22 protein-coding genes and 2 tRNA genes are annotated in these 20,777 nt (G+C 62.9%); 14 read left to right on the plus strand and 10 right to left on the minus strand.

What is annotated here, in order from left to right; translation table 11 throughout:
• Positions 1-104 precede the first annotated feature (104 nt).
• Together SC1_RS22145 and SC1_RS08530 are read left to right on the plus strand one after the other, a co-directional pair.
• Complete coding sequence (locus SC1_RS22145) at positions 105-848, plus strand: hypothetical protein (protein ID WP_062180094.1); 744 nt, start codon at positions 105-107, stop codon at positions 846-848.
• Positions 849-889: 41 nt separating this feature from the next.
• Positions 890-1,732 carry a glycerophosphoryl diester phosphodiesterase membrane domain-containing protein gene (locus SC1_RS08530; RefSeq protein WP_062180095.1) on the plus strand — a complete coding sequence of 281 codons (843 nt, stop codon included), beginning with the start codon at positions 890-892 and terminating at the stop codon, positions 1,730-1,732.
• 54 nt (positions 1,733-1,786) lie between these two features.
• On the opposite strand, the gene hemF is transcribed toward SC1_RS08530, so the two are convergent.
• Both hemF and SC1_RS08540 read right to left on the minus strand, forming a co-directional pair.
• The gene (gene hemF, locus SC1_RS08535; protein WP_062180096.1) at positions 1,787-2,647 is read right to left on the minus strand and encodes an oxygen-dependent coproporphyrinogen oxidase; all 861 of its coding nucleotides are present in this window, start codon (positions 2,645-2,647) and stop codon (positions 1,787-1,789) included.
• A complete protein-coding gene (locus SC1_RS08540; RefSeq protein ID WP_062180099.1) occupies positions 2,644-3,102 on the minus strand; it encodes a tRNA (cytidine(34)-2'-O)-methyltransferase in 459 nt (152 codons plus the stop codon). The genes hemF and SC1_RS08540 overlap by 4 nt, the downstream gene beginning before the upstream one ends.
• Positions 3,103-3,325: 223 nt before the next feature.
• Between SC1_RS08540 and petA the strand changes: the two genes are divergently transcribed.
• From petA to SC1_RS08560, 4 genes are read left to right on the plus strand one after another with little or no spacing between them, the layout of a single operon-like run.
• On the plus strand, positions 3,326-3,883 hold the full coding sequence (petA, locus tag SC1_RS08545) for a ubiquinol-cytochrome c reductase iron-sulfur subunit (protein ID WP_056374353.1): 558 nt from the start codon (positions 3,326-3,328) through the stop codon (positions 3,881-3,883).
• 13 nt (positions 3,884-3,896) lie between these two features.
• Positions 3,897-5,183 carry a cytochrome b/b6 gene (locus tag SC1_RS08550; protein WP_062180102.1) on the plus strand — a complete coding sequence of 429 codons (1,287 nt, stop codon included), beginning with the start codon at positions 3,897-3,899 and terminating at the stop codon, positions 5,181-5,183.
• A 31-nt stretch (positions 5,184-5,214) separates the two neighbouring features.
• On the plus strand, positions 5,215-6,027 hold the full coding sequence (locus SC1_RS08555) for a cytochrome c1 (RefSeq protein ID WP_062180105.1): 813 nt from the start codon (positions 5,215-5,217) through the stop codon (positions 6,025-6,027).
• A gap of 22 nt (positions 6,028-6,049) precedes the next feature.
• Positions 6,050-6,604 (plus strand): adenine phosphoribosyltransferase, encoded by a 555-nt coding sequence (locus SC1_RS08560; RefSeq protein ID WP_062180108.1) that lies wholly within the window; start codon positions 6,050-6,052, stop codon positions 6,602-6,604.
• Here SC1_RS08560 and SC1_RS08565 read toward each other — a convergent pair.
• Both SC1_RS08565 and SC1_RS08570 read right to left on the minus strand, forming a co-directional pair.
• Positions 6,601-6,975: a RidA family protein gene (locus SC1_RS08565; protein ID WP_062180112.1), complete on the minus strand. Its 375-nt coding sequence runs from the start codon at positions 6,973-6,975 to the stop codon at positions 6,601-6,603. The two genes, SC1_RS08560 and SC1_RS08565, sit on opposite strands and share 4 nt — an antisense overlap.
• Positions 6,976-7,079: 104 nt before the next feature.
• Positions 7,080-7,847 (minus strand): DUF1134 domain-containing protein, encoded by a 768-nt coding sequence (locus SC1_RS08570; protein WP_062183829.1) that lies wholly within the window; start codon positions 7,845-7,847, stop codon positions 7,080-7,082.
• A gap of 245 nt (positions 7,848-8,092) precedes the next feature.
• On the opposite strand from SC1_RS08570, the gene SC1_RS08575 reads away from it, so the two are divergent.
• The 6 genes from SC1_RS08575 to SC1_RS08600 all read left to right on the plus strand — a co-directional run bounded on the left by SC1_RS08575 (position 8,093) and on the right by SC1_RS08600 (position 13,237).
• Positions 8,093-8,185 (plus strand) — tRNA-Ser (locus SC1_RS08575).
• A gap of 147 nt (positions 8,186-8,332) precedes the next feature.
• Complete coding sequence (locus SC1_RS08580) at positions 8,333-10,123, plus strand: DUF885 family protein (RefSeq protein WP_202966791.1); 1,791 nt, start codon at positions 8,333-8,335, stop codon at positions 10,121-10,123.
• A gap of 106 nt (positions 10,124-10,229) precedes the next feature.
• Positions 10,230-10,874 carry a PepSY-associated TM helix domain-containing protein gene (locus SC1_RS08585; protein ID WP_062180118.1) on the plus strand — a complete coding sequence of 215 codons (645 nt, stop codon included), beginning with the start codon at positions 10,230-10,232 and terminating at the stop codon, positions 10,872-10,874.
• An 11-nt stretch (positions 10,875-10,885) separates the two neighbouring features.
• Positions 10,886-11,419: a DUF2271 domain-containing protein gene (locus tag SC1_RS08590; RefSeq protein ID WP_062180121.1), complete on the plus strand. Its 534-nt coding sequence runs from the start codon at positions 10,886-10,888 to the stop codon at positions 11,417-11,419.
• Between the two features lie 19 nt (positions 11,420-11,438).
• Positions 11,439-12,281 (plus strand): DUF4198 domain-containing protein, encoded by an 843-nt coding sequence (locus SC1_RS08595; protein WP_062180124.1) that lies wholly within the window; start codon positions 11,439-11,441, stop codon positions 12,279-12,281.
• Positions 12,282-12,373: 92 nt separating this feature from the next.
• Positions 12,374-13,237 (plus strand): FAD:protein FMN transferase, encoded by an 864-nt coding sequence (locus tag SC1_RS08600; protein WP_083435759.1) that lies wholly within the window; start codon positions 12,374-12,376, stop codon positions 13,235-13,237.
• Here the strand turns inward: SC1_RS08600 and SC1_RS08605 are convergent.
• The 4 genes from SC1_RS08605 to SC1_RS08620 form a co-directional block, all read right to left on the minus strand.
• On the minus strand, positions 13,234-13,917 hold the full coding sequence (locus SC1_RS08605) for a Fe2+-dependent dioxygenase (protein ID WP_062180131.1): 684 nt from the start codon (positions 13,915-13,917) through the stop codon (positions 13,234-13,236). The two genes, SC1_RS08600 and SC1_RS08605, sit on opposite strands and share 4 nt — an antisense overlap.
• Before the next feature lie 58 nt (positions 13,918-13,975).
• Complete coding sequence (locus SC1_RS08610) at positions 13,976-16,369, minus strand: TonB-dependent receptor domain-containing protein (RefSeq protein ID WP_152682437.1); 2,394 nt, start codon at positions 16,367-16,369, stop codon at positions 13,976-13,978.
• Positions 16,370-16,485: 116 nt separating this feature from the next.
• On the minus strand, positions 16,486-17,211 hold the full coding sequence (locus SC1_RS08615) for an energy transducer TonB (protein ID WP_062183832.1): 726 nt from the start codon (positions 17,209-17,211) through the stop codon (positions 16,486-16,488).
• A 46-nt stretch (positions 17,212-17,257) separates the two neighbouring features.
• Positions 17,258-18,127, minus strand: coding sequence for an alpha/beta fold hydrolase (locus tag SC1_RS08620; RefSeq protein ID WP_062183835.1), 870 nt, complete (start codon positions 18,125-18,127; stop codon positions 17,258-17,260).
• 106 nt (positions 18,128-18,233) lie between these two features.
• Here SC1_RS08620 and SC1_RS08625 point away from each other — a divergent pair, with 106 nt between their 5' ends.
• Positions 18,234-19,025: an SDR family oxidoreductase gene (locus SC1_RS08625; RefSeq protein WP_062180137.1), complete on the plus strand. Its 792-nt coding sequence runs from the start codon at positions 18,234-18,236 to the stop codon at positions 19,023-19,025.
• A 43-nt stretch (positions 19,026-19,068) separates the two neighbouring features.
• Here SC1_RS08625 and SC1_RS08630 read toward each other — a convergent pair.
• Both SC1_RS08630 and cpdR read right to left on the minus strand, forming a co-directional pair.
• A tRNA-Val gene (locus tag SC1_RS08630) sits at positions 19,069-19,143 on the minus strand.
• Between the two features lie 71 nt (positions 19,144-19,214).
• A complete protein-coding gene (cpdR, locus tag SC1_RS08635) occupies positions 19,215-19,592 on the minus strand; it encodes a cell cycle two-component system response regulator CpdR (RefSeq protein ID WP_062180140.1) in 378 nt (125 codons plus the stop codon).
• Between the two features lie 140 nt (positions 19,593-19,732).
• On the opposite strand from cpdR, the gene SC1_RS08640 reads away from it, so the two are divergent.
• Positions 19,733-20,608 (plus strand): N-formylglutamate amidohydrolase, encoded by an 876-nt coding sequence (locus SC1_RS08640; RefSeq protein WP_083435760.1) that lies wholly within the window; start codon positions 19,733-19,735, stop codon positions 20,606-20,608.
• Positions 20,609-20,777: the final 169 nt, after the last annotated feature.

Here is a 20,777-nt window from a genome sequence, read left to right on the forward strand (position 1 = left end):
TCCATGCGCAAGACCTAGGGCATGCTTTACCGACAGGGCTGGACAGACGCGCTCAAGATCGTCACCTTCGATGCAACGACGAACGAAAAAATGACGGGGTATCAATGGTAAAATTCGACATGGGTGCGGCGTGGGACGATGCGGTGACGCTTGTGAAAGCCCATTTACCGTTGACCAGCATTCTTGCGGGCATATTCCTCTTTCTGCCGGGGATGGCGCTGGCGGTGTTGGGCCCCGTTCCCTTCGCCCCGCCTAGCGATGCAACGCCGGACCAACTCATGACGCTGATGCTCGCCGATATGCGGCAGCAACTGCCGTGGGTTCTGGGCATCGCCCTCGCTTCGACGTTCGGCTCGATCGCCATCCTGCGGCTGTGGCTTGCACGCGCGGGAACCAGTGTCGGCGAGGCGCTGGCCTTCGCATTTGCGATGATCCCGACGCTGATTGCGATATTCGCGATCCAGATGTTTCTCTTCGGGATCGCCGCATTGTTGCTGATCCTGCCGGCGATCTACCTCGTCGGACGATTCTCTGCCGTTTATCCGCTGCTCGCCGATCGCGATCTCAAGAATCCGCTTACGGCGCTGCAGGGCAGCTGGGATCTGACGCGGGGCAATGGGTGGCGCATCGCATTGTTCGTCATCCTGTTCATGATTGTCCTGTTCGTCGTGTCGGCGATCACTGCAGGTATCACGGGGCTTTTCGGAGTGCAGGGCACGTTCGGCCATCTGATCGGCAGTGCGATTAATTCGGCTGTATCGGCTGCCTTCGGCTTGCTCAATACGGCGGTGATTGCATCGATCTATCGTCAGTTGGCCGTCCGCGCTGACGGCGGCGTATTCGCATAATTTGGGTCGCAATTGGGGAGTCATTCAGGGGGAGAAAAGGAATGAATCGATTTAGCATCGGTCAAGCTTGGTCTTATGCGACGAGTTTCTTTGCCGGGCAGGGCGCCAATCATGCGATTGCCCTTATAGGGGTCGGCATCGCTGCCCCGCTGGTACTGCAATTCGCGCTTGGCGGCGGCGCAATGATGGCCGACCCGATGAGCCTTGCCGCGGGCGGCGGACTGGCGGCGATGGGCGGCCTGATGATGCTCATCAGCCTGGTCAATTATATCCTGCAGATGGGCAGCTATTTTACGTCTTGGCGTATCGGTTTCTCGAACGGCGCCGAGCCGCTGGGATCGGCGCTTGCTTTTGGGCTGGTCGCGGCGCTGCCGACGTTCCTGCTCCTGATTGCTGTCGTGCTCGTGCTGGTGCTGATCGGCTTCGTCGTCTTTGGGAGCGCGCTCGCGCCTTTGGCTATGGGCGGCGCGCCCAGTGCAGGGAGCAGCGCCATCATGCTCCTGCTCATGCTGCTGTTCTTCCTGTTCCTGATCTGGCTCGCGGCACGTTTTTGCTGCACCGGGCCGGTGATGGCGGACCGGCGGACCTTCAACGTCCTGACCGGACTTGGCGAATCGTGGCGGATGACCGCGGCCGCGCAGTGGAAGATTTTCGGTTATTTCATCCTGCTCGGCATTGCCTTCTTCGTCGTCTTCCTGATCTTGGGAATGGTTGTTGGGGTGTCGATGTTTGCCGGAGGGGGCGTGCCCAGCGGCGGTTCGATCCTCGCCATCATTGTTGGAGCGCTTTTGCTGAGTATCCCGATCGCCTATTTGCAGGTCGGCGTGCCGGCAGGCGTCTATCGCGCCCTTGGCGAGCACGGTCAGTCTGACGTTTTTGCCTGATCGCCTCGGCGGTCTTCTGGGGGCGCCTTCGAATTCGAAGGCGCCCTTTTTACGTCAGTTCCACTTGGCGAGCGGCGGAAGGCTCATCAGGATCGCATCGATATTGCCGCCGGTCTTGAGCCCGAACAGCGTGCCGCGATCATAGACGAGATTGAATTCGGCATAGCGGCCGCGCCAGATCAACTGCGCCTCACGCTCGGCGTCGGTGAAGGGCAGGCCCATCCGGCGGCGCACGATCTGCGGGAAGATGTCGAGAAAGGCGTCGCCGACTGCCTGCGTCAGTTGGAAATTCCGATCAAACTCGGCGTCGTCGCCGCATTCGAGATGGTCGTAGAAGATGCCGCCGACGCCGCGATGGACGCCGCGATGCGGGATAAAGAAATAATCCTCGGCCCATTTGGCATAGCGTTCATAAACGTCGGGGCCGAAGGGAGCGCAGGCCGCGCGCAGGCGCGCATGGAAGGCGTCGGTGTCTTCCTGGTACGGTATCGGCGGGTTGAGATCCGCGCCGCCCCCGAACCAGCGCTTTGTCGTCGCGAGGAAGCGCGTGTTCATATGCACCGCGGGGACATGCGGATTCGCCATATGCGCGACCAGGCTGATTCCCGTGGCGAAGAAGCTCGGATCCTCGCCCGCGCCATGGATCGACGCGGCGAAATCGGGTGCGAACTGCCCGCCGACGGTCGAGACATTGACGCCGACTTTCTCGAAAACCCGCCCCGTCATCACGCCGCGCACACCGCCGCCGCCCTCGCCGGGGGCCAGTCCGTCGGCTTCGCGATCCCACGGCGTATATTCAAAGCGCGCATCGCTGCCGGCTTCGGATTCGATCTTCTCGAACTCGGCGCAGATCCGGTCGCGGAGTGATTCGAACCAGGTTCGTGCCGTCTGTTGCTGCGGATCGAGCGAGATCATGCGGGAAAGCCTTTCGTTTGCCTGAGCGCTTCGGCGAGCGCGATGCCAGCCGCGACCGCGACATTCAAGGATCGAAAGCCGGCCTGCATCGGAATCGCCACCCGTGCTGCGGCCGCGTCATGGACATGGGGCGGCACGCCCGAGGATTCGGCGCCAAGTAGCAGGACGTCGTCGGGCTCGAATGCGAAGGCGGGCAGGGGCGTCGCGCCCGCGGTGGTCAGCAACACGATCCGACGGCCCGCGTTCGCGCTCCATTGCCGAAAGGCATCCCAGTCCGCATGGCGGCGTACATTCGCCCTTACGGCATAGTCCATCCCGGCGCGCTTCAACGCGCCGTCGGAGAAGGGAAAGCCGCAAGGTTCGATGATATGCGCGGGTACGCCGAAACAGGCTGCGGTGCGCAATGTCGTACCGACATTGCCCGCGATATCCGGCTGAAACAGGGCGATTTCCATGCATGGCCCATAGCCGCGACGCCGCGAGGAATCGAGAGGGCTCGGTGCGGCGCCTTAGTACAGTGAAAGAAGCAGAAATTGCCTGTTGGCAAGCCCGGACAGTGCGGCTATCAGGCCCGCAATTCCCGGAGGGGCCGCCGGGTTGTGCGCTTTTGTGCGCGTGCAACAGGGGCGGCCATAACTTCGAGAACTTTTGTTAGTTCACCCATGCAAGGGCAGTCGAATGGCCAGTGAATCTGAACTCAACGCCGGTATCGAAGATGGCGTACGCCGCCGGGATTTCATCAATATTGCGGCGGTGAGTTTCGCTGGTGTCGGTGCGGTTGCCGTGGTGCTGCCGCTGCTCAACCAGATGAACCCGTCGGCCGACGTGCTCGCGCTGTCGACCACCGAAATCGACATTTCGGCGATTCAGCCCGGCCAGGCTATCAAGACGAGCTGGCGCAAGCAGCCCGTGTTCGTGCGCAACCTCGTTGCCAAGGAAATCGCTGAAGCCAAGGCTGTGCCTCTCGGCGATCTCCGCGATCCCGAAACGATCGACCAGCGCACCAAGCCCGGCAAGGAAAACTGGCTGATCACGCTGGGCGTCTGCACGCACCTTGGCTGTGTGCCGCTCGGTGCCGCGGAAGGTGAGAACAAAGGCGATTTCGGCGGTTATTTCTGCCCGTGCCATGGTTCGCACTACGACACCGCGGCGCGTATCCGTAAGGGGCCGGCGCCCAAGAATCTGGTTGTGCCGCCCTATGAATTCAACAGCGACACCGTCGTGACGATCGGCTGAGGAGCGAGATAAGATGAGCTTTCCCTGGGCCAAACCCTATGAGCCGACGCATCCGCTGATGAAGTGGATGGACGAGAAGCTGCCGATTCCGCGCCTCGTCTATAATGCCACGGGCCCCGGCTATCCGGTCCCGCGCAACCTTAACTATTTCTGGAACTTCGGCGTCCTCGCCGGCGCCGCGCTGATGATCCAGATCATCACCGGTATCGTTCTGGCGATGCATTATGCCGCGAACGCGAGCGTCGCATTCAATTCGGTCGAGCATATCATGCGCGACGTGAATGCCGGCTGGTTCATCCGCTATGCGCATATGAACGGCGCGAGCATGTTCTTCATCGTCGTTTATCTGCACATCTTCCGCGGCCTTTATTACGGTTCGTACAAGGCGCCGCGCGAAATGGTGTGGCTGCTCGGCGTCGTGATCTTCCTCCTGATGATGGCGACCGCCTTCATGGGCTATGTGCTTCCGTGGGGCCAGATGAGCTTCTGGGGCGCGCAGGTGATCACCGGCTTCTTCTCGGCGATACCGATCGTCGGCGAACCGGTGCGCGAATGGCTGCTCGGCGGCTTCGTCCCCGATAACGCCACGCTCAACCGCTTCTTCTCGCTGCACTATCTGCTGCCGTTCGTGATCCTGGGTGTCATCATCCTGCATATCTGGGCGTTGCACATCCCGGGTTCGTCGAACCCGACGGGCATCGAGGTGAAGGACGAACAGGACACCGTGCCGTTCCACCCCTATTACACCGCGAAGGACGGTTTCGGGGTCGGCGTCTTCCTGCTGATCTTCGTCGCGCTGACCTTCTTCAGCCCGAACACGCTCGGCCACGCCGATAACTATATCCCGGCGAACTCGCTTTCGACCCCGGCGCATATCGTCCCCGAATGGTACTTCCTGCCCTTCTACGCGATCCTGAAGGCCTTCACCTTCAACTTCCTGTGGATCGATGCGAAGCTGTGGGGCGTCATCGCGATGTTTGCCTCGATCGCGCTGCTGTTCTTCCTGCCTTGGCTCGACAGCTCGCCGATCAAGTCGTCAAACTATCGTCCGCTGTACCGCATCTTCTTCTGGATCCTCGTCGCCGACGTGCTTCTGCTTGGCTGGTGCGGCATGCAGCCGGCGGAGCAGCCGTGGGTGATTCTCAGCCAGCTGGGTGCGATCTATTATTTCGCTCACTTCCTGGTGATCCTGCCGATCGTGTCGCGGATCGAACGCCCGCTTCCGATGCCGAATTCGATCACCGAAGCGGTCCTCGCCAAACACGCCACCGACACCGCGTCGGCATCGGCAACGGCCTGAGCGCCGGACTTTAATAGGAGCTGATACAGCCATGGTTCGTCCGCTCGGTTTTCTCGTCGGTCTCGGTTTCATTACCGCGCTGGTGCTCGCGATCTTCACGACGCCGCTCAGCAATGAAGCCAATGTCGCGCATGAGTTTCACAAACACCCCCGGCATCTGAAGCTGGCCAGCGATGGCATTGTCCTGCCGCATTGGGACAAGGCCCAGCTCCAGCGCGGGATGCAGGTGTATAAGGAAGTCTGCTCGGCCTGCCACAGCCTGCACCTCGTCGCCTTCCGCGACATTGCGGACCTCGGCTACACCGAAGGCCAGATCAAGACCTTTGCCAAGGGCTTCCAGGTGCCGTCGATCAACCCCGATACGGGTGAACCGGCAACGCGCGACGGCCTGCCGTCGGATTATTTCCCGTCGCCCTATGCGAACGAAACGGCTGCCCGCGCCGCGAACAACAACGCGCTGCCGCCTGACCTTTCGCTGATCACCAAGGCGCGCGAAGGCGGCAAGGACTATGTCTATTCGCTGCTGACGGGCTTCCAGAATCCGCCGAAGAACCTGCCGGCCGAACTGAAGCCGGGCACGGGGCTGCACTACAACCCCTATTTCGCGAACCTCAACCTCGCGATGGCACCGCCGCTTGCACCCAATCAGGTGACCTATGCGGACGGCACGAAGGCGACCGTCGACCAGATGTCGAAGGACGTGACCGCGTTCCTCGTCTGGACAGCCGAGCCGAAGCTGATCAAGCGCATCCAGGTGGGTTATGCAGTCTTCTTCTTCCTGCTGATCTTCACCGTGCTGACTTACCTGTCGTACCGGAACATCTGGGCCGACAAGAAGCATTGATGAGCCGGGGAGGGCGGCCTGCATGATCGCCCTCCCGCCTCAGCCGGACCTCGACCTCGCGTCGCTCGTCCGGACCATCCCGGACTTTCCAAAGCCGGGCATCCAGTTCCGCGATATCACGACGCTAATCGGCGACGCCGCCGGTTTTGCCGAAAGTGTGCGCCGCTTGAGCGCGCTCGCCGCCGCGCATCGGCCCGACTTCATCGTCGCGGTCGAGGCGCGCGGCTTCCTGTTCGGCGCCGCAATGGCGACCGCGATGGGGCTGGGCGTCGTCCCGGTGCGCAAGGCGGGCAAGCTGCCCGGCGTCACCATCGGCGTCGATTATGAACTCGAATATGGCGTCGACCGGCTGGAACTGCACGAAGGTGCGGTCCTGCCAGGCCACCGCGTCGTTCTCGTCGACGATTTGCTCGCAACGGGCGGCACGATTCTCGCAACCGCGGCATTGATGCAGAGCGTTGGGGCGGAGGTCGCGGCGGCGCTGTTCGTGATCGATCTGCCGGATCTGGGCGGATCGAAACGGCTGGAGGCTGCGGGCCTTACCTGCGAAACCCTGATTGCCTTCGACGGCGACTAGGCGGCCTCTCCGGCCAGCGCGACCGCCTCGATCTCGATCCGAAATCCGAAGTGCAGCGGCCCGGTGGGCACGACGCTCCTCGACGGGCGCGTCGTCCCGAAGAACGCACCATAGATGATGTCCAGGTCGTCCCAGTCGGATATGTCGCTGAGATAGACGGTCGTCTTGATCACCCGCGAAAGGTCGGCGCCCGCGCTCTGCAGGACAGCTTCAAGGTTCCGGAGCGTCTGCTCGACCTGTTCCCTGAAAGGCGCGCTCGCCAATGAGGTATCGCGGCCGGGCAGCAGCGGCAATTGGCCCGACACGAAGATGAGGCCGCCGCCGATCGTGAACGGCGAATAATGCGGGCCGCCCGCAGGCTGCGAAGTCATGTCGTCGATCTCCCGGTCAGCTACCGCGGCATATTATCATCCGCGCAAAGAAAAAGCCCGCGCCGAAGCGCGGGCTATCGCCCCCGTGGCAAACGGGTCAGTTTTCAGAAGGGAACCCAGTTCTGCTTTTTGCGGAACTTCATATAGCCGGCGTTGACGCCCAACCGCGCGCCGACGCCGACACGGATCGGGATCAGCACCACGTCGCCGCGGCGCAGATAGCTCGCGTTGAAACCGCCGACCAGATAGGCGGCGCCTTCGCCTGCGGGGTAACGCTTGTAGAGATCCTCGCTGTCGAACAGATTATAGACGAGGACAAAGGTGTTGCCGGCGTTCGCGCCAGCGTCGAAGCCGATCGACGGTCCCGTCCAATATGCGGGCAGTTCGCCCTCGATCTTGTGATGCAGCGTCCCCGAGCCATAGCGCACGCCAAGCACGAGCGCGCCGCCGGCTTCGCGTCCGACGATATAGGCATTGGGTTCGCCCTGTTTCTTCAGGATGTCCTCGATCATGCCCGCAAGGCCTTGCGCGCCCTTGCCGAACACGCCTTCGGCTGCACCGATCAGGTCGTCCTTCTTGTAGGTCGAGCCCGGTGTCGCTGCGACCGTCGTCGCCGAGACGTCGGCCTCGGTGCCGTCGACGGGCGGGGTTTCGCTCGTCTGCTGGTCGCCCGTCGCGAGGTCGCTGTCGTACGAGGTGCCGACAGTCGAATCACTAGATACCGGCGGCGGCGACGGGTTGTTGAGATCGGAATCGATCACGGTGCTGTTGGGGTCGACTTCGCGCATCTGCGCCGACGCTGTAAGCGGCGACAGCGCGAGGCCGAACGATGCCATTGCTGCCAGGGCAAGGCTGGTGAACGTCTTCCGCATATTGGACCCCCAAAAATCGAACGGCACCCAGGCGCCGAAATCTGCGTTAATCATGACTCGCTTTGACGCCCGGGCAAATGAACCGGCGATGACCTGAGTCGATTTTACGCCAGACCGAATCATTCGGACGACGAAATGTCGATAAGGCACCTAAAAATGCGCAATCTTTGCCGTTGCGGGGCGCGAGGTGCATGGCTATAGCGACCCGCCTAGGCCAAACCTGCCGTTAGCACGGTAGACCATGCGGAGACGTGGGTGAGTGGCTGAAACCAACGGTTTGCTAAACCGTCGTACTGGTAAATCCGGTACCGAGGGTTCGAATCCCTCCGTCTCCGCCACCACCTTCCTTCGTCGAGCCCGCCCTGATGGGGGCTAGGCTGACTCCCCGAAATTTTGCCTTGGCTCGCGGGCGTCAATCGCGGTACCGCCGACGGCTTCGAAGCAGGGAAGGGTGTCCAGTGCGGCTATCACGACGGGAATTCTCATTGGCATTGGCGACCAGCCTGATCGCTGCGCCGGCAGCGCGGGCGGCGGCGAAGGGCGGCACAAGCGACGCGGCGTTTACCGCCTTTCTCGACGCGGCTTTCGAGGCCGAGATCGCGCTCGACCCCGAACAGCTCACCCAGCTTGGCCGCAAGGAACAGCAGGACCGTTTTACCGACCCGAGCGACGCGGCTGCGGCTGCCCGGCTTGCCTGGCGCCGGGCCAATGTCACGGAAATGAAGAAGAAGTTCGACCCGGCGACGCTCGGTGACGACGCGCGGGTGTCATATGACATGTGGCTGCTGGAGCTTGAGCGGGCCGAGGCGTCGACGAAGTGGCGCGGGCATAATTATGTCTTCGACCGCAATGGCCCACACACCGGCTTGCCGAATTTCATGATCAACCAGCATCGTGTCGACACGACCGCGGATATGGATGCCTATATCGCCCGAGTCACCGCGCTTGGCCCGACGCTCGATGTCTATCTCGACCGCGCCAAGGCTTCGGCGGCAAGTGGGGTGAGAATGCCCGGCTTCGCCTACGACCAGTCAATCGAGCTCGTCGGGCGGCTGACCACCGGCGCGCCATTCGACGACGGTGCCGACAATGCGTTGTTCGCCGATGCGAAGGCAAAGGCGTCGGGTCTCGTGACCGAAGGGAAGGCCGACGCTGCGGCGTCCGATCGCTACGTCGCACAGGTCGCCGCAGCAATGACGGGGTCGATGAAGCCCGCTTACGGCCGGCTGCGCGCCTGGCTCATCGCCGACCGCGCCAAGGCCTCTGCCGACCCGCGCGGCGCGGGAGCGTTGCCCGATGGCGCCGCTTATTATAACGCGATGCTGCGGCTGCAGACGACGACCGACATGACCGCCGAGGAAATTCACGCGCTCGGCCTGTCGGAAGTCGCGCGTATCCGCGCGGAGATGGAAGCGCTCAAGGCGAAAATCGGCTTCGACGGCAAGCTCGAGGACTTTTTCGTCTTCCTGCGCAGCGACGATCGTTTCTATGTCGCGAACGACGACGCAGGCCGCGCGATCTATCTCAAAAAGGCGGAGGATTATCTTGCCGGCATGCGTGCGCGGCTGCCCGAGCAATTCGGGCGACTGCCCAAGGCCGATCTGATCGTCAAGCGCGTTGAGGCGTTTCGCGAAGAGCCGGGCGGCGCCGCGCATTATTCGCCGGCGGCGCTCGATGGGTCGCGACCGGGCATTTTCTATGTCCATCTCGCCGATACGCGCGCGACCCCGATCTACGAGATCGAGGGCACCGTCTATCACGAAGGCCACCCCGGTCATCATATGCAGATCGCGCTCGCGCAGGAAATGACCGGCACGCCCGAGTTCCGGAAGAATTATTTCTATGGTGCCTATGGCGAAGGATGGGCGCTCTATGTCGAGCGGCTTGCGAAGGAGATGGGCTTCTACACCGATCCCTACAGCGATTTCGGTCGGCTGGGACGCGAGATTTGGCGCGCGATCCGCCTGGTGGTTGACACCGGAATTCATGCAAAGGGATGGAGCGAGGCCGAGGCGCTGGCCTATTACACCGCCAATTCGCCGCAGCCGATCGGAAAAATCCGCTCTGAAATTCGCCGTTATTTCGTCACGCCCGGACAGGCGACATCATATAAGGTCGGCATGCAGCGCATCCTCGCGCTGCGCGACAAGGCGCGGACGGCACTTGGCCCGCGATACGACCAGCGCGTGTTTCACGAGATCATCCTCGGACGCGGATCGGTACCGTTGCCAGTGCTAGAAGCGCAAGTCGATCGCTGGATTGCCGCGCCGGCCTGATTGCGTAAGAACGATGGCGTATTGCATCAGCGTAAGGCTGGAATAATTATTGTAATTGCGAATCGTTCGCGATACTGGCCGTGCATCTTTTTGGCAGAACTTCCAGATGCACGCACCCACATCTTCGCGACCGGCGACTAAAAAGAGCCGGAAGGCCTTCTGGCTGAAGCAGCTGCATATGTGGCACTGGATGAGCTCGGCCGTCAGCCTGATCGGCCTGCTGCTATTCGCGATTACGGGCTTCACGCTCAACCATGCCGCCGATATCGAGGGCTCGCCTGTCGTAACGCAGCAATCGGCGCAGCTGCCGCAAGCACTGCTGGCGCGCCTCAATGCTGCGGCGCCCGATGCGGAGAAGGCACCCCTTCCGCCCGCCGTCGCCGAATGGGTCGAAGAAAGCTTCCCGGTAAAGGCGTCGGCGGAAGCGGAATGGTCCGAAGGCGAAGTCTATCTGCCCGCGCCCCGCCCGGGTGGCGATGCCTGGGTCGCGATCGACCTAGAGACCGGCGCCGCGTCGGGAGAGGTCACCAGCCGCGGATGGATTTCCTACCTCAACGATCTTCACAAGGGGCGCAATTCGGGCGGCGAATGGAGCCTGTTCATCGACATCTTCTCCTTCGCTTGCCTGGTATTCGCGATCACCGGCCTGTTCCTGCTTCAGCTACATTCGGCGAAGCGCAAGAGCACCTGGCCGCTCGTCGGACTGGGCCTCGCGATCCCTGCCGCTATCGCCATCATCTTCATTCACTAGGGAGACCCATCATGCAGCTTTCCACCCCGGTGCGCATCCTCGGCGGCACGATCGGCCTCGGCGCCGTGCTCGGTGTGCCGACGGTCGCGCTTGCCAATCCGGCGACGATGGATGTCACGATCAATATTCCGCGGCTGAAGGTCGCCGAATATCACAAGCCCTATGTCGCGATCTGGGTCGAAAAGGCCGGCGGACCCGCGAAGACCGTCGCAGTCTGGTATGATTATGACATGAAGGCGAACGAGGGGACGAAGTGGCTTCGCGACGTGCGCCAGTGGTGGCGCGCCGCCGGCCGCTCGATGACCTTCCCCGCAAACGGCATCACGGGCGCGACGCGTGCGCCCGGCGCGCACAAGGTCTCCTTCACACGCGCGCAACTCGGCGCAGCGGCACCCGGCCAATACACGTTGGTGATCGAAGCCGCGCGTGAGGTTGGCGGCCGCGAACTGCTGCGCATTCCCTTCATCTGGCCCGCCAAGGCCGGGGCAGGCGGGCGCGCCGCAGGGACGACTGAACTGGGGGCCGTTTCGGTCGCCTTCCGCTAAAGACTGAAAGGACAGGGATATGAAGAAGCGAATTTGGGGTTTCGCCGCGACCGCCGCGCTGGCTGCGCTGGTCGCCGTTCCGGCTTCCGCACACCGTCAGTGGATGCTGCCGTCGTCGACCGTTCTGTCGGGCGATGACGTATGGGTCACCGTCGACGCTGCAGTATCGAACGACCTCTTCTATTTCGAGCATCAGCCGCTGCGTCTCGACGCATTGAAGGCCTGGGCGCCCGACGGCAGCGAGGCGACGATCGAGAATAAGTCAACGGGCCGCTATCGCAGCACCTTCGACGTCCATCTGACGCAAAAGGGCACTTGGCGCATCGCCTCGGTTTCCGACGGCGTGATGGGCAGCTATGATCTGAACGGCAAAACCGAGCGGCTGCCGCGCGGTACGACCACAACGAACCTCGCCGAGCGCATCCCCGCCGGTGCGACAAATGTGAAGACTGCCGAATCGAACAACCGCAACGAGATTTTCGTGACGGTGGGTGAGCCGACGACGACCCTGTTCAAGCCGACGGGGAAGGGCATCGAACTCGTCCCCGTGACGCATCCGAACGATCTGATCGCGGGCGAGGCGGCGACCTTCCAGTTCCTGCTCGACGGCAAACCTGCCGCAGGCCTGCCGGTCACGGTGATCCCGGGCGGCATCCGTTATCGCGACCAGCTTGGCCAGATGGACCTCAAAACCGGCGCCGACGGCAAGGTCGCGATCAACTGGACCGAACCTGGCCTCTATTGGCTGAACGTCACTACGCCGCAGGCAGAACGTGAAGAGGGCGCGCCCGAGCCCGCGACGCCCCCCGCGCCGCAGCGCCGCGCAAGCTATGTCACGACGCTGGAAGTGCTCGCGCCCTGACCGACCGCATTCTGATCCCCCGCGCGCTTACGCCCGCGGCCTTTGCCGGGCGCAACGCCGGGGCGATTATCGAAAGCTTCTCCGGCGAGACGATGGGAACAAGCTGGTCGCTGCTGGCGGTATCTCCGCCTGCGGGGACGACGAACGGCGTGCGGGCAGCGTTCGACCGGGTCGTCGCGCAGATGAGCCAGTGGGACACGCAATCAGACCTGTCTCGCTTCAACCGCGCCGCGCCCGGCCTGTGGTGTCATATCCCCGACGAGTTCGCTTATGTGGTTGAGAGCGCGCTGGGAATCGCGCGGGCGAGTGGCGGCGCATTCGATGCGGGGCTTGGGCGGCTGACCGAGGCCTGGGGCTTTGGTAGCGTCGGCCCCATTGAGGCCGTGCCTGAACAGCTTGGCGCGAGCGACCGCACGATAGACTTCGACCCGGCGACGCGTTGCATCCGGCGCGGCGAAGGGGCAGCACTCGACCTGTCGGGGATCGCCAAGGGCTATGGTGTCGATCTCGCCGCCGAATGGTTGCTCGGCGCCGGTGTACGGCATTTCCTGCTCGAAGTCGGCGGCGAACTGCGCGGTGAGGGAATGCGCCCCGACGGCCAACCCTGGTGGGTCGATGTCGAGATGCCGCCCACCTCGTCCATTCCGCCATGGCGTATGGCATTACACGACCTTTCGGTCGCGACATCGGGCAATTATCGCCGCGGTTTCATGGCCGATAGCCGGCATTATTCGCACAGCTTTGATCCCGTCACGGGACGCCCGATCGTCAACGGCGTTTTGTCCGTCACCGTGCTGCACCGCCGATGCATGATGGCCGACGGATGGGCGACGGCGCTGACCGTTTTGGGAGCGGAGGCGGGGATTGGGCTGGCCGACGATTTGGAACTGGCGGCGTGCATCGTTGCCGGGGACCGCGAATATCTGTCGCGCGGTTGGCGCGCGATGCTCGACTAGCTGTCGGCCCAGCGCCGCAGAAGATTGTGATATACGCCGGTCAGGCGAACCACAGTCGCGTCCCCTTGTCCCATCGTGGCTGCGGCCCCCTGAACGCCCATGTCGAGATCGAAGAGAAGATTGCGCTGACCCTGGTCGCGCACCATCGACTGGATCCACATGAAGCTGGCGACCCGCGTACCCGATGTGACGGGTTCGACACGATGAACGGTCGTCGACGGGTAGAGGATCATATGCCCGGCCGGCAACTTTATACCCGGCTCTTGCGTAAAGCCCTCGATAACGAGGCCGCCGCCGTCATAGGTGTCGGGATCGGCAAGGAAGAGCGTCGCCGACAGGTCGCTGCGCATCCGGAAATCGCTGCCGCGGCGCATGCGGATTGCATTGTCGATGTGATCGCCGAAATTCTCGCCGCCGGCGTAGCGATTGAAATAGGGCGGATAGATTTTGAGTGGCAGCGCCGCCGCTATGAACAGCGGTGCGCGGCCCAGTGCGTCGAGTACGATCCGGCCCGCCTCGGCTGCGGCTTCGCCAAATTCCGGGAGCTGTTGGTTGCGCTTCGCTAGCGCAGCCTGCGGACCCGAAGTCTCGTTGCCGTCGATCCAGTCGGCGGCGTCGAGAATAGAGCGGAGCTTGGCGACACCGTCGGCGTCGAGCACGTCGGGAATGATGCGGATCATGTGCCGCTTCTAGGCTGAAAGGGGCGGGAACGGCAATCGCCGCGCCCGCCCACCAGGATCAGAAGTTGTAAAAGAGGCTGAACACCGCCGAGCGCGAGTCGCCGGGGGTCGCCCAGCCGCCGGTCACCGCCCCGGTCGTCGCGTTCACATTGTTGCGGACGCCCGTGTAATATTCCTCGTCGGTGAAGTTGGAGACGTTGAGTTGCGCAACAAGCCCGTTCTTGAAGTCGTACGACGCGAACGCGCGATGGATCAAATAGTCGTCGACCGACAGCGGTGTACGCTGCGCCAGGTTGCGCTGGTGCGTCGAGAACTTACCCTGATACGACAGCCCGTATCCGATCTGCAGCCCGAACGGGAACGCATAGGTGGTGAACAGGCTACCCGAATGCTTGGGCGTCTGGAACAACCGGTCGCCGCGCTGCGGATCGGGAATGGCGGCGCTATTGCCGCAGCCGGTGCTACCGGGATTCGCAAGGCAGAAGTCCGAAACGCTCTGCTTCACCTTGCCGTCGAGGTAGGTATAGTTCGCGAAGATCGCCCATTCAGGCGTGACGTTGCCGCTTACGCCGAGAGCAATGCCGTCGACGCGCGAGCGACCGTCGAGGATTTGCAGCGAGGCGGGCTCCGCCGGGTCATTCGAAGGCACGCGATAATTGGTGCGCTCGTTGCGGAACACGGCGGCAGTCAGCAGCAGTCTCTTGTCCATCAACTCGGCCTTGGCGCCGAATTCGATGTTGCGTGCCTTTTCGGGCGCCGTCGCGCAGGGATCGGCGGCCGTCGGGCTCGCCGGCAGGCCGCAGCCCGCGCGGACGCTGGCTGAAGTCGGCGTCTTGGCGTTGCCATAAGCGGCGTAGAGGCTGACATTCTCGATCGGATGGAAGACAGCGCCAACGCGATACGAGAAGAGATTTTCGTCACTGACCTGATCCGCACCGCGGGTGTAGACCGCGCCGGTCGCCGGGGTCGTCACGGTGTCGGCGCGGAAGATATTGCGCGCATTTTCATAACGGACGCCGCCGTTAATTTCGAACATCGGCGAGATTTCGAGCGTGTCGAAGGCATAGATCGCCCAGTTGCGCGTGTCGCCATAGCTGTTGCCGGTGCGGATATAGTTGACCGGGCCGGTCCAGACCGTGTTCGGGTTCGACAGGCTGATCGGCGGCAGCACAGGGTTGGGCGTTGCGCCGCCCGGATTGCGCAGCAACTGCGCATTCTCGATCGAATAATCTTCCTGGCTGTAGGACGCGCCGATGACGAGCGTGTTGAACAGGCCGCCCTTGGTGCCGCTCAGGATCGTCAGGTCGGTCTGGTTGTGCAGCAGGTCATTGACTTGATCGCGGACTAGGCCGCGTGGTCCTGAAGGATAATAGGTGCCCGGGGTATTCTGGCCCGCGGGACAGGCGATGCCGACAGTGGCGGCCGCGTTCGCGCCGATCGGCTGAAGTCCGTTGGCGAGACAGAATACACCCTGCGGCGCGCTCGTCTGGCTGTACTGATGGACGCGCTGCCAGCGCGTCAGATTGCGGATCGAGACATTGTCGCTGAACGCGTGACGGAAGGTCGCGGTCAGGCGATCGACCTTTGTCTTTTGTTCGTCGAGGTTGACGATCCCGAAATAATCGCTGTCGTCGACACCTGGCAACGGCCCGTTGTTGACGGCGCCGAGAATGTAGGGGACGCCATAGATCGGCGTGTTGTCGTCGTCCTGGTGAATATATGCGAGCGTCAGGCTCGTGTCACTGTCGACGCCGATCGTGATCGAGGGTGCAACGCCCCAGCGCTGGTAGGATTCGACGTCGCGGCCGGGCACGTCATTCTCATGATACATCGCGTTGATGCGCACTGCGATCAGGTCGCTGAGGCGCCAGTTGCTGTCCACCGCGGCGCGATAATAATTGTCGGTTCCGACGGCCGCCTGGACCGTGGTCGCGTTGCGCGCAAAGGGGATCTTGCTGACGAGGTTGATCGTTCCGCCGACGCTGCCCGATCCGTTGAAGACGGAGTTTGCGCCATTATAGACTTCGATCTGTTGCAGGTTGAAGGGGTCGGTACGGCTGTACTGCGCGCTGTCGCGCACGCCGTCGACGGTCAGGTCGTTGTTCGCCGAATAGCCGCGCAGATTGATCGAGTCGCCGTAGCCGCCGCCGCCTTCGCCTGCGCCAAAGGTAATGCCGGGGATTGTGGACAAAGCGTCGCGAAGCGTCAGCAAATTCTGCTGGCGGATCTGCTCCTGCGATACGACCGTGATCGTCTGGGGCGTGTCGACGATCGGCGCGGTCGATTTGGGCGATTCCACTTCGGTTGCCAGCGTGCCGCTTACAATGATGTCGCTGCGGCTGCCCGGCGCATCCTGCGCCGCGTCGGCGTTTGCGGCGAGCGCAGGAGCGCTGATCAGGCTGCCCACGCAGGAGAGCGCGAGGAACGAAGCGGATGACGATGGCTTCACGATAAACCCCCTATTTTGTGTTTGGTTGAGGGCGCCGCTATTGAGAGTCGATCGCAATGTCAACTCTAATGCGAATCATTCGCGATATTGTCGCAATTGATATGGGGGGCGGAACGATCTTAGCGCCGCCGCTCAAGCCACCAACTCTGCCGCCAGCCATATTGGCTCGCAACGGGCGCGCCGGCGGCGTCGGTTGCAGGCTTGAAGCGGAAGCGCTCTTCGATCAGTGCGCACGTCGTCCGGTCGAGTGAGGCGTCGCCGCTCGACCGTGTCACGCGGCACCCACTGACGCGGCCGCTGGCTTCGATCGTGAAACGCACCTCGACCTCGCCGCCGGTTCTCGCCCGGCTTGCTTCGTGGGGGTAGTCGCGATCGCGGATCGTGCCACTCCGCCAGACGGCCTTGCTGCCGCTTCCGCCGCCGCTGCCCGTTCCGCCTGCGCCCGTGCCGTCGCCCCGACCACCGGCGCCCGATCCCGGGCCAGCGGTCGGCGCGGCGCCGGCTGTTACGTCGCTTCCAGTCCCGGTTTTGGCCGCGGTTGCGACAGGTGGCGCGATCGGAGGCAGCTTCGGCGGTGGGGCGGTAACGGCCGCCGCCTTGGCGGTCTTGTTCGGGGCCGAAGCTTTGCCGCTAGTCTTTTCGCTTGGCGCCCTCGCGGGCTTGGCTTCTTCGCGGGGTGGCGACGGGGCAGGGATGGCGATAGCGGTGATCGCCTCACCTGCCTTGCGAACGACGTCGAGATCGAGACCGCTGGCAAGGCCAAGACCGACCGCGACCACAGCGAGCAGAGCACCGCCTCCCGACAGCATCTTCTGTCGTCCCGTAATCTGCCCCGTATAGGCCATCGCGCCGCCTTCCATCGCGCGCCGCGGCGCGCAACCGGCGACGCTTTTAGAGGAATTCGTCTAGCGTGGACATGAACCGGTCGAACTGATCGTGATGGAGCCAGTGGCCCGCATTTTCGAATTCAATGACCTTCGCGGTGTTGAAATGCTGAAGGCGACCGTCCTTCTCGGGGTTCGAGGCCCAGCTGTTCGCGCCATAGAGCAGGAGCGTGGGGCAGCTGATTGCTCCCCACAATGAGGCGATATCGTCCTGCGGCATGTCGAACGCCGGCCACACGTTCAGATAATTGTCGAACTTCCAGCTCCAGGTGCCGTCTTCGTTGCGGCTGATGCCGTGGATGGTCAGGTGGCGCGCCTGCGTTTCGGTCAGGTAACCATTCTCCCCCATCATGCGGGCGAGGGCGTCCTCGAGCGTCGCATAGCGGCGCGGCGTGCGCCCTGCGGCCTGGCGCTTGTCATCGATCCATTTGCGGAAGCGTTCGGCATAGCCCGTCTTTGCGCGCTCGGCGATAACCTTGGGCGAGGGGCCGAGTCCCTCAATCGCGACAAGCTTGCGGACATTGTCGGGGTAGAGGCCGGTATAGCGCAGCGCGATATTGCCTCCCATCGAATGGGCAACGATCGACAGCGGCCCAAGGTCGAGCTGATGGATCAACTGCGCCAGGTCATAGACAAAAGTGTCCATGGCGTAATTGCCGTCGGGCGACCATGCGCTGTCACCATGACCGCGCAGGTCGGGGGCGATGATATGATAGCGATCACGCAACTTTTCGGCGACCCAGTCCCAGTTACGGCAATGGTCGCGGCCGCCATGCACAAGCAGCAGCGGCGCGGCGCCGCGATTGCCCCAGTCGACGTAGTGAAGCTTCAGTCGCTGCGAGATGAAGCTGTTCGAGGTGGGGCCGGCACTTGCCATGGGATCATCCTTGCTGTCTGTTCCAGTTTCAAAAGGCGACTGGTTTCGATCCGTCAACCCCGCATCGGCAGCATCGGCCTTTAGAGACAGGACAAGGGAGAGAAGCATGACGACATTCCGCGATAATTTGCTTGCCGGCAAGACGGCCTTCGTTGCCGGTGGCACAAGCGGTATCAACCTCGGTATCGCGAAGCGCTTTGCCGAACTGGGCGCGAAGGTTGCGGTCGCGGGGCGAGATCCGGACAAGGCGCAGCGCGCGGCCACCGAAATCGGGCATGACGCGATTGGTCTGTCGGGTGACGTGCGCGACTATGCCGCGATTCGCGGGGTGATGGAGACGGTCGTTGAAAAACTTGGGCCGATGGACATCGTGATCTCGGGCGCCGCGGGCAATTTCCTCGCTCCGGTGCTCGGCATGTCGGCGAACGCGTTTCGCACCGTGGTCGACATCGACCTCAACGGCACCTTCAACGTGTTCCGCGGCTGCCATGACCTGCTCAACCGTCCGGGCGCGTCGCTGATCGCAATCACGGCGGGGCAGGCGATCAATGCCTCCGCGTTGCAGGCGCATGCCTGCGCGGCGAAGGCAGGGATCAACCAGCTTATTCGCGTACTCGCGCTCGAATGGGGTCCGGAGGTGCGCGTCAACGGCATCTCGCCAGGGCCGATCGCAGGAACCGAGGGCATGGCGCGCCTCGCGCCCGACGCCGCGACGCGTCAGTCGCATTTCGACCGCATCGCGATGAAGCGCTGGGGCGAGATTGAGGAGGTCGCCGAATCGGCCGTGTTCCTGTGCAGCCCGGCGGCCGGCTACATCACCGGCACGATCCTCGATTGCGACGGTGGCAGCCAGATCGGCGACGCGTCGCGCGGCGATCTTGCGCGCGGAATGGCCTGAACGCAAAAACGCCGCCAACCCATTGGGGTGGCGGCGTTTTTAATGGTGGGCGTGGCAAGGATTGAACTTGCGACCCCTGCGATGTCAACACAGTGCTCTACCACTGAGCTACACGCCCATCCCTTGGGGTGACGCGCCCCCTAAAGGCCTCTGCGCGGCTTGGCAAGCCCTTCGCGCAAGGCGGCGTCGTTATTGTTGGCTCGACCGGTCGGCGCGGCCGAACATATTATCGACTTCGCGCACCAGATCCTTGAGGTGAAAGGGCTTCGAGAGCAGCTTTGCCTGCGGAACATTTTCTTCGGCACGCAGCGAAACCGCGGCAAAGCCGGTGATGAACATCACCTGCGTCTGCGGCGCCGCCTTTGCGGTGTGCTGGGCGAGTTCGATCCCGTCCATCTCGGGCATCACGATATCGGACAGCAAAAGGTCGAAGGTCCCCGAATCGATATAGGGAACGGCAGCGGTGCCGCGATCGACCGCTGTAACGTGATAGCCGGCGCTCGTGAGCGCGCGTGCAAGATATTCGCGCATCACATCGTCATCTTCGGCCAGCAAAATGCGAATCATGTTGAAATCTGTTCCCTGGTCCTTCGGCGCAGCCGGTTCCGGTCGTCTGCCCCCTCTATTATGCAATGCATAGCGTCAGAGATTTAACAAATTGACGCGCGGCGCTGGATTCGTCCTGCTTTTTTTGCCACCCATGCTCTATGTCGTTCCGCAGCATCCCGCCTGCCGCCATCGCTGTCAACCGGCCCGCGGCAAACGGGCCGGTGATCGTGTCGGTGCCGCATGCCGGCCGCGTCTATCCGCCTGACATCATCGAGGCGGCGCGAGTCGAACGGTCACAACTCGAACGCCTCGAAGACGCGTGGAGCGATCTGATCGCGGCAGAGGCGACGGATGCGGGGGCCACGGTCGTGGCGGCGTTGTGGGCGCGCGCCGTAGCCGACTTGAATCGCGGCGAAGGACAGATGGCGCCCGGTGAGGTGGCAATTCCTTTGCGTGCGCAGTTTTCGGCACCAGGGCGCAAGGAACGGGCGGGACTCGGCGTAGTGCCGACAAGGCTCGCCGATTGCGGCCCCCTCTGGAAGCGACCGATTGACGGCGCGGGCCTTCATTGGCGGCTCGAATCGTTCCATCGGCCGTATCACACTGCACTGGGCGAGGCTTTGCGGAGCGCGCGAGATCGTTTCGGTCATGCGATTCTGATCGACCTGCATTCCATGCCTTCGATTCCCGTCGGGCAGGTGGGTCATGGCGCGCGAATCGTGATCGGCGATCGCTTCGGCGAAACCGCGGGCGAGTGGCTGGTCCGGCGCGTGATGACGTCAGCCGGACGGCTGGGCGAAGTCGTGACGCGCAACCAGCCTTATGCTGGTGGGCATATCATTCGCACACATGGTCGGCCCGGCGACGGGATTCACGCGGTGCAGGTCGAAATCGACCGTAGCCTCTATCTGACGCCGGAACGGTCGCCGGATTCGGCGCGTGTTGCGCGGTTGGCGCGGTGGTTTGCCGAACTTGTAAGCGATTTGGGGGAGATGCGCCCCGAAGCCGAACTATTCCCGCAAGCCGCTGAATAAAAAACCACCTCGTACCGAAGTACGAGGTGGCCAGGGTCCAGGGAGGACGCGTCCGCGCCAAAGCTGGCGGGACACTCGCCACGATGGAAAGGGGGAAAACCACAGCAGCGTAGTTTGAATTTAGGGGGTTGTTCGCCGACTTACAAGAAGAGACGGTGCAGAATCTGCA

The sequence above is a fragment of the Sphingopyxis sp. C-1 genome (genome assembly GCF_001047015.1).
GTDB lineage: Bacteria > Pseudomonadota > Alphaproteobacteria > Sphingomonadales > Sphingomonadaceae > Sphingopyxis.

Bases quoted from the DNA above. Each gene is read 5' to 3' on its own strand.
- SC1_RS22145 (WP_062180094.1), top strand. From the start codon at position 105: ATGGTAAAATTCGACATGGGTGCGGCGTGGGACGATGCGGTGACGCTT.
- SC1_RS08530 (WP_062180095.1), top strand. From the start codon at position 890: ATGAATCGATTTAGCATCGGTCAAGCTTGGTCTTATGCGACGAGTTTC.
- hemF (WP_062180096.1), bottom strand. From the start codon at position 2,647: ATGATCTCGCTCGATCCGCAGCAACAGACGGCACGAACCTGGTTCGAA.
- SC1_RS08540 (WP_062180099.1), bottom strand. From the start codon at position 3,102: ATGGAAATCGCCCTGTTTCAGCCGGATATCGCGGGCAATGTCGGTACG.
- petA (WP_056374353.1), top strand. From the start codon at position 3,326: ATGGCCAGTGAATCTGAACTCAACGCCGGTATCGAAGATGGCGTACGC.
- SC1_RS08550 (WP_062180102.1), top strand. From the start codon at position 3,897: ATGAGCTTTCCCTGGGCCAAACCCTATGAGCCGACGCATCCGCTGATG.
- SC1_RS08555 (WP_062180105.1), top strand. From the start codon at position 5,215: ATGGTTCGTCCGCTCGGTTTTCTCGTCGGTCTCGGTTTCATTACCGCG.
- SC1_RS08560 (WP_062180108.1), top strand. From the start codon at position 6,050: ATGATCGCCCTCCCGCCTCAGCCGGACCTCGACCTCGCGTCGCTCGTC.
- SC1_RS08565 (WP_062180112.1), bottom strand. From the start codon at position 6,975: ATGACTTCGCAGCCTGCGGGCGGCCCGCATTATTCGCCGTTCACGATC.
- SC1_RS08570 (WP_062183829.1), bottom strand. From the start codon at position 7,847: ATGCGGAAGACGTTCACCAGCCTTGCCCTGGCAGCAATGGCATCGTTC.
- SC1_RS08585 (WP_062180118.1), top strand. From the start codon at position 10,230: ATGCACGCACCCACATCTTCGCGACCGGCGACTAAAAAGAGCCGGAAG.
- SC1_RS08590 (WP_062180121.1), top strand. From the start codon at position 10,886: ATGCAGCTTTCCACCCCGGTGCGCATCCTCGGCGGCACGATCGGCCTC.
- SC1_RS08595 (WP_062180124.1), top strand. From the start codon at position 11,439: ATGAAGAAGCGAATTTGGGGTTTCGCCGCGACCGCCGCGCTGGCTGCG.
- SC1_RS08600 (WP_083435759.1), top strand. From the start codon at position 12,374: ATGGGAACAAGCTGGTCGCTGCTGGCGGTATCTCCGCCTGCGGGGACG.
- SC1_RS08605 (WP_062180131.1), bottom strand. From the start codon at position 13,917: ATGATCCGCATCATTCCCGACGTGCTCGACGCCGACGGTGTCGCCAAG.
- SC1_RS08615 (WP_062183832.1), bottom strand. From the start codon at position 17,211: ATGGCCTATACGGGGCAGATTACGGGACGACAGAAGATGCTGTCGGGA.
- SC1_RS08620 (WP_062183835.1), bottom strand. From the start codon at position 18,127: ATGGCAAGTGCCGGCCCCACCTCGAACAGCTTCATCTCGCAGCGACTG.
- SC1_RS08625 (WP_062180137.1), top strand. From the start codon at position 18,234: ATGACGACATTCCGCGATAATTTGCTTGCCGGCAAGACGGCCTTCGTT.
- cpdR (WP_062180140.1), bottom strand. From the start codon at position 19,592: ATGATTCGCATTTTGCTGGCCGAAGATGACGATGTGATGCGCGAATAT.
- SC1_RS08640 (WP_083435760.1), top strand. From the start codon at position 19,733: ATGTCGTTCCGCAGCATCCCGCCTGCCGCCATCGCTGTCAACCGGCCC.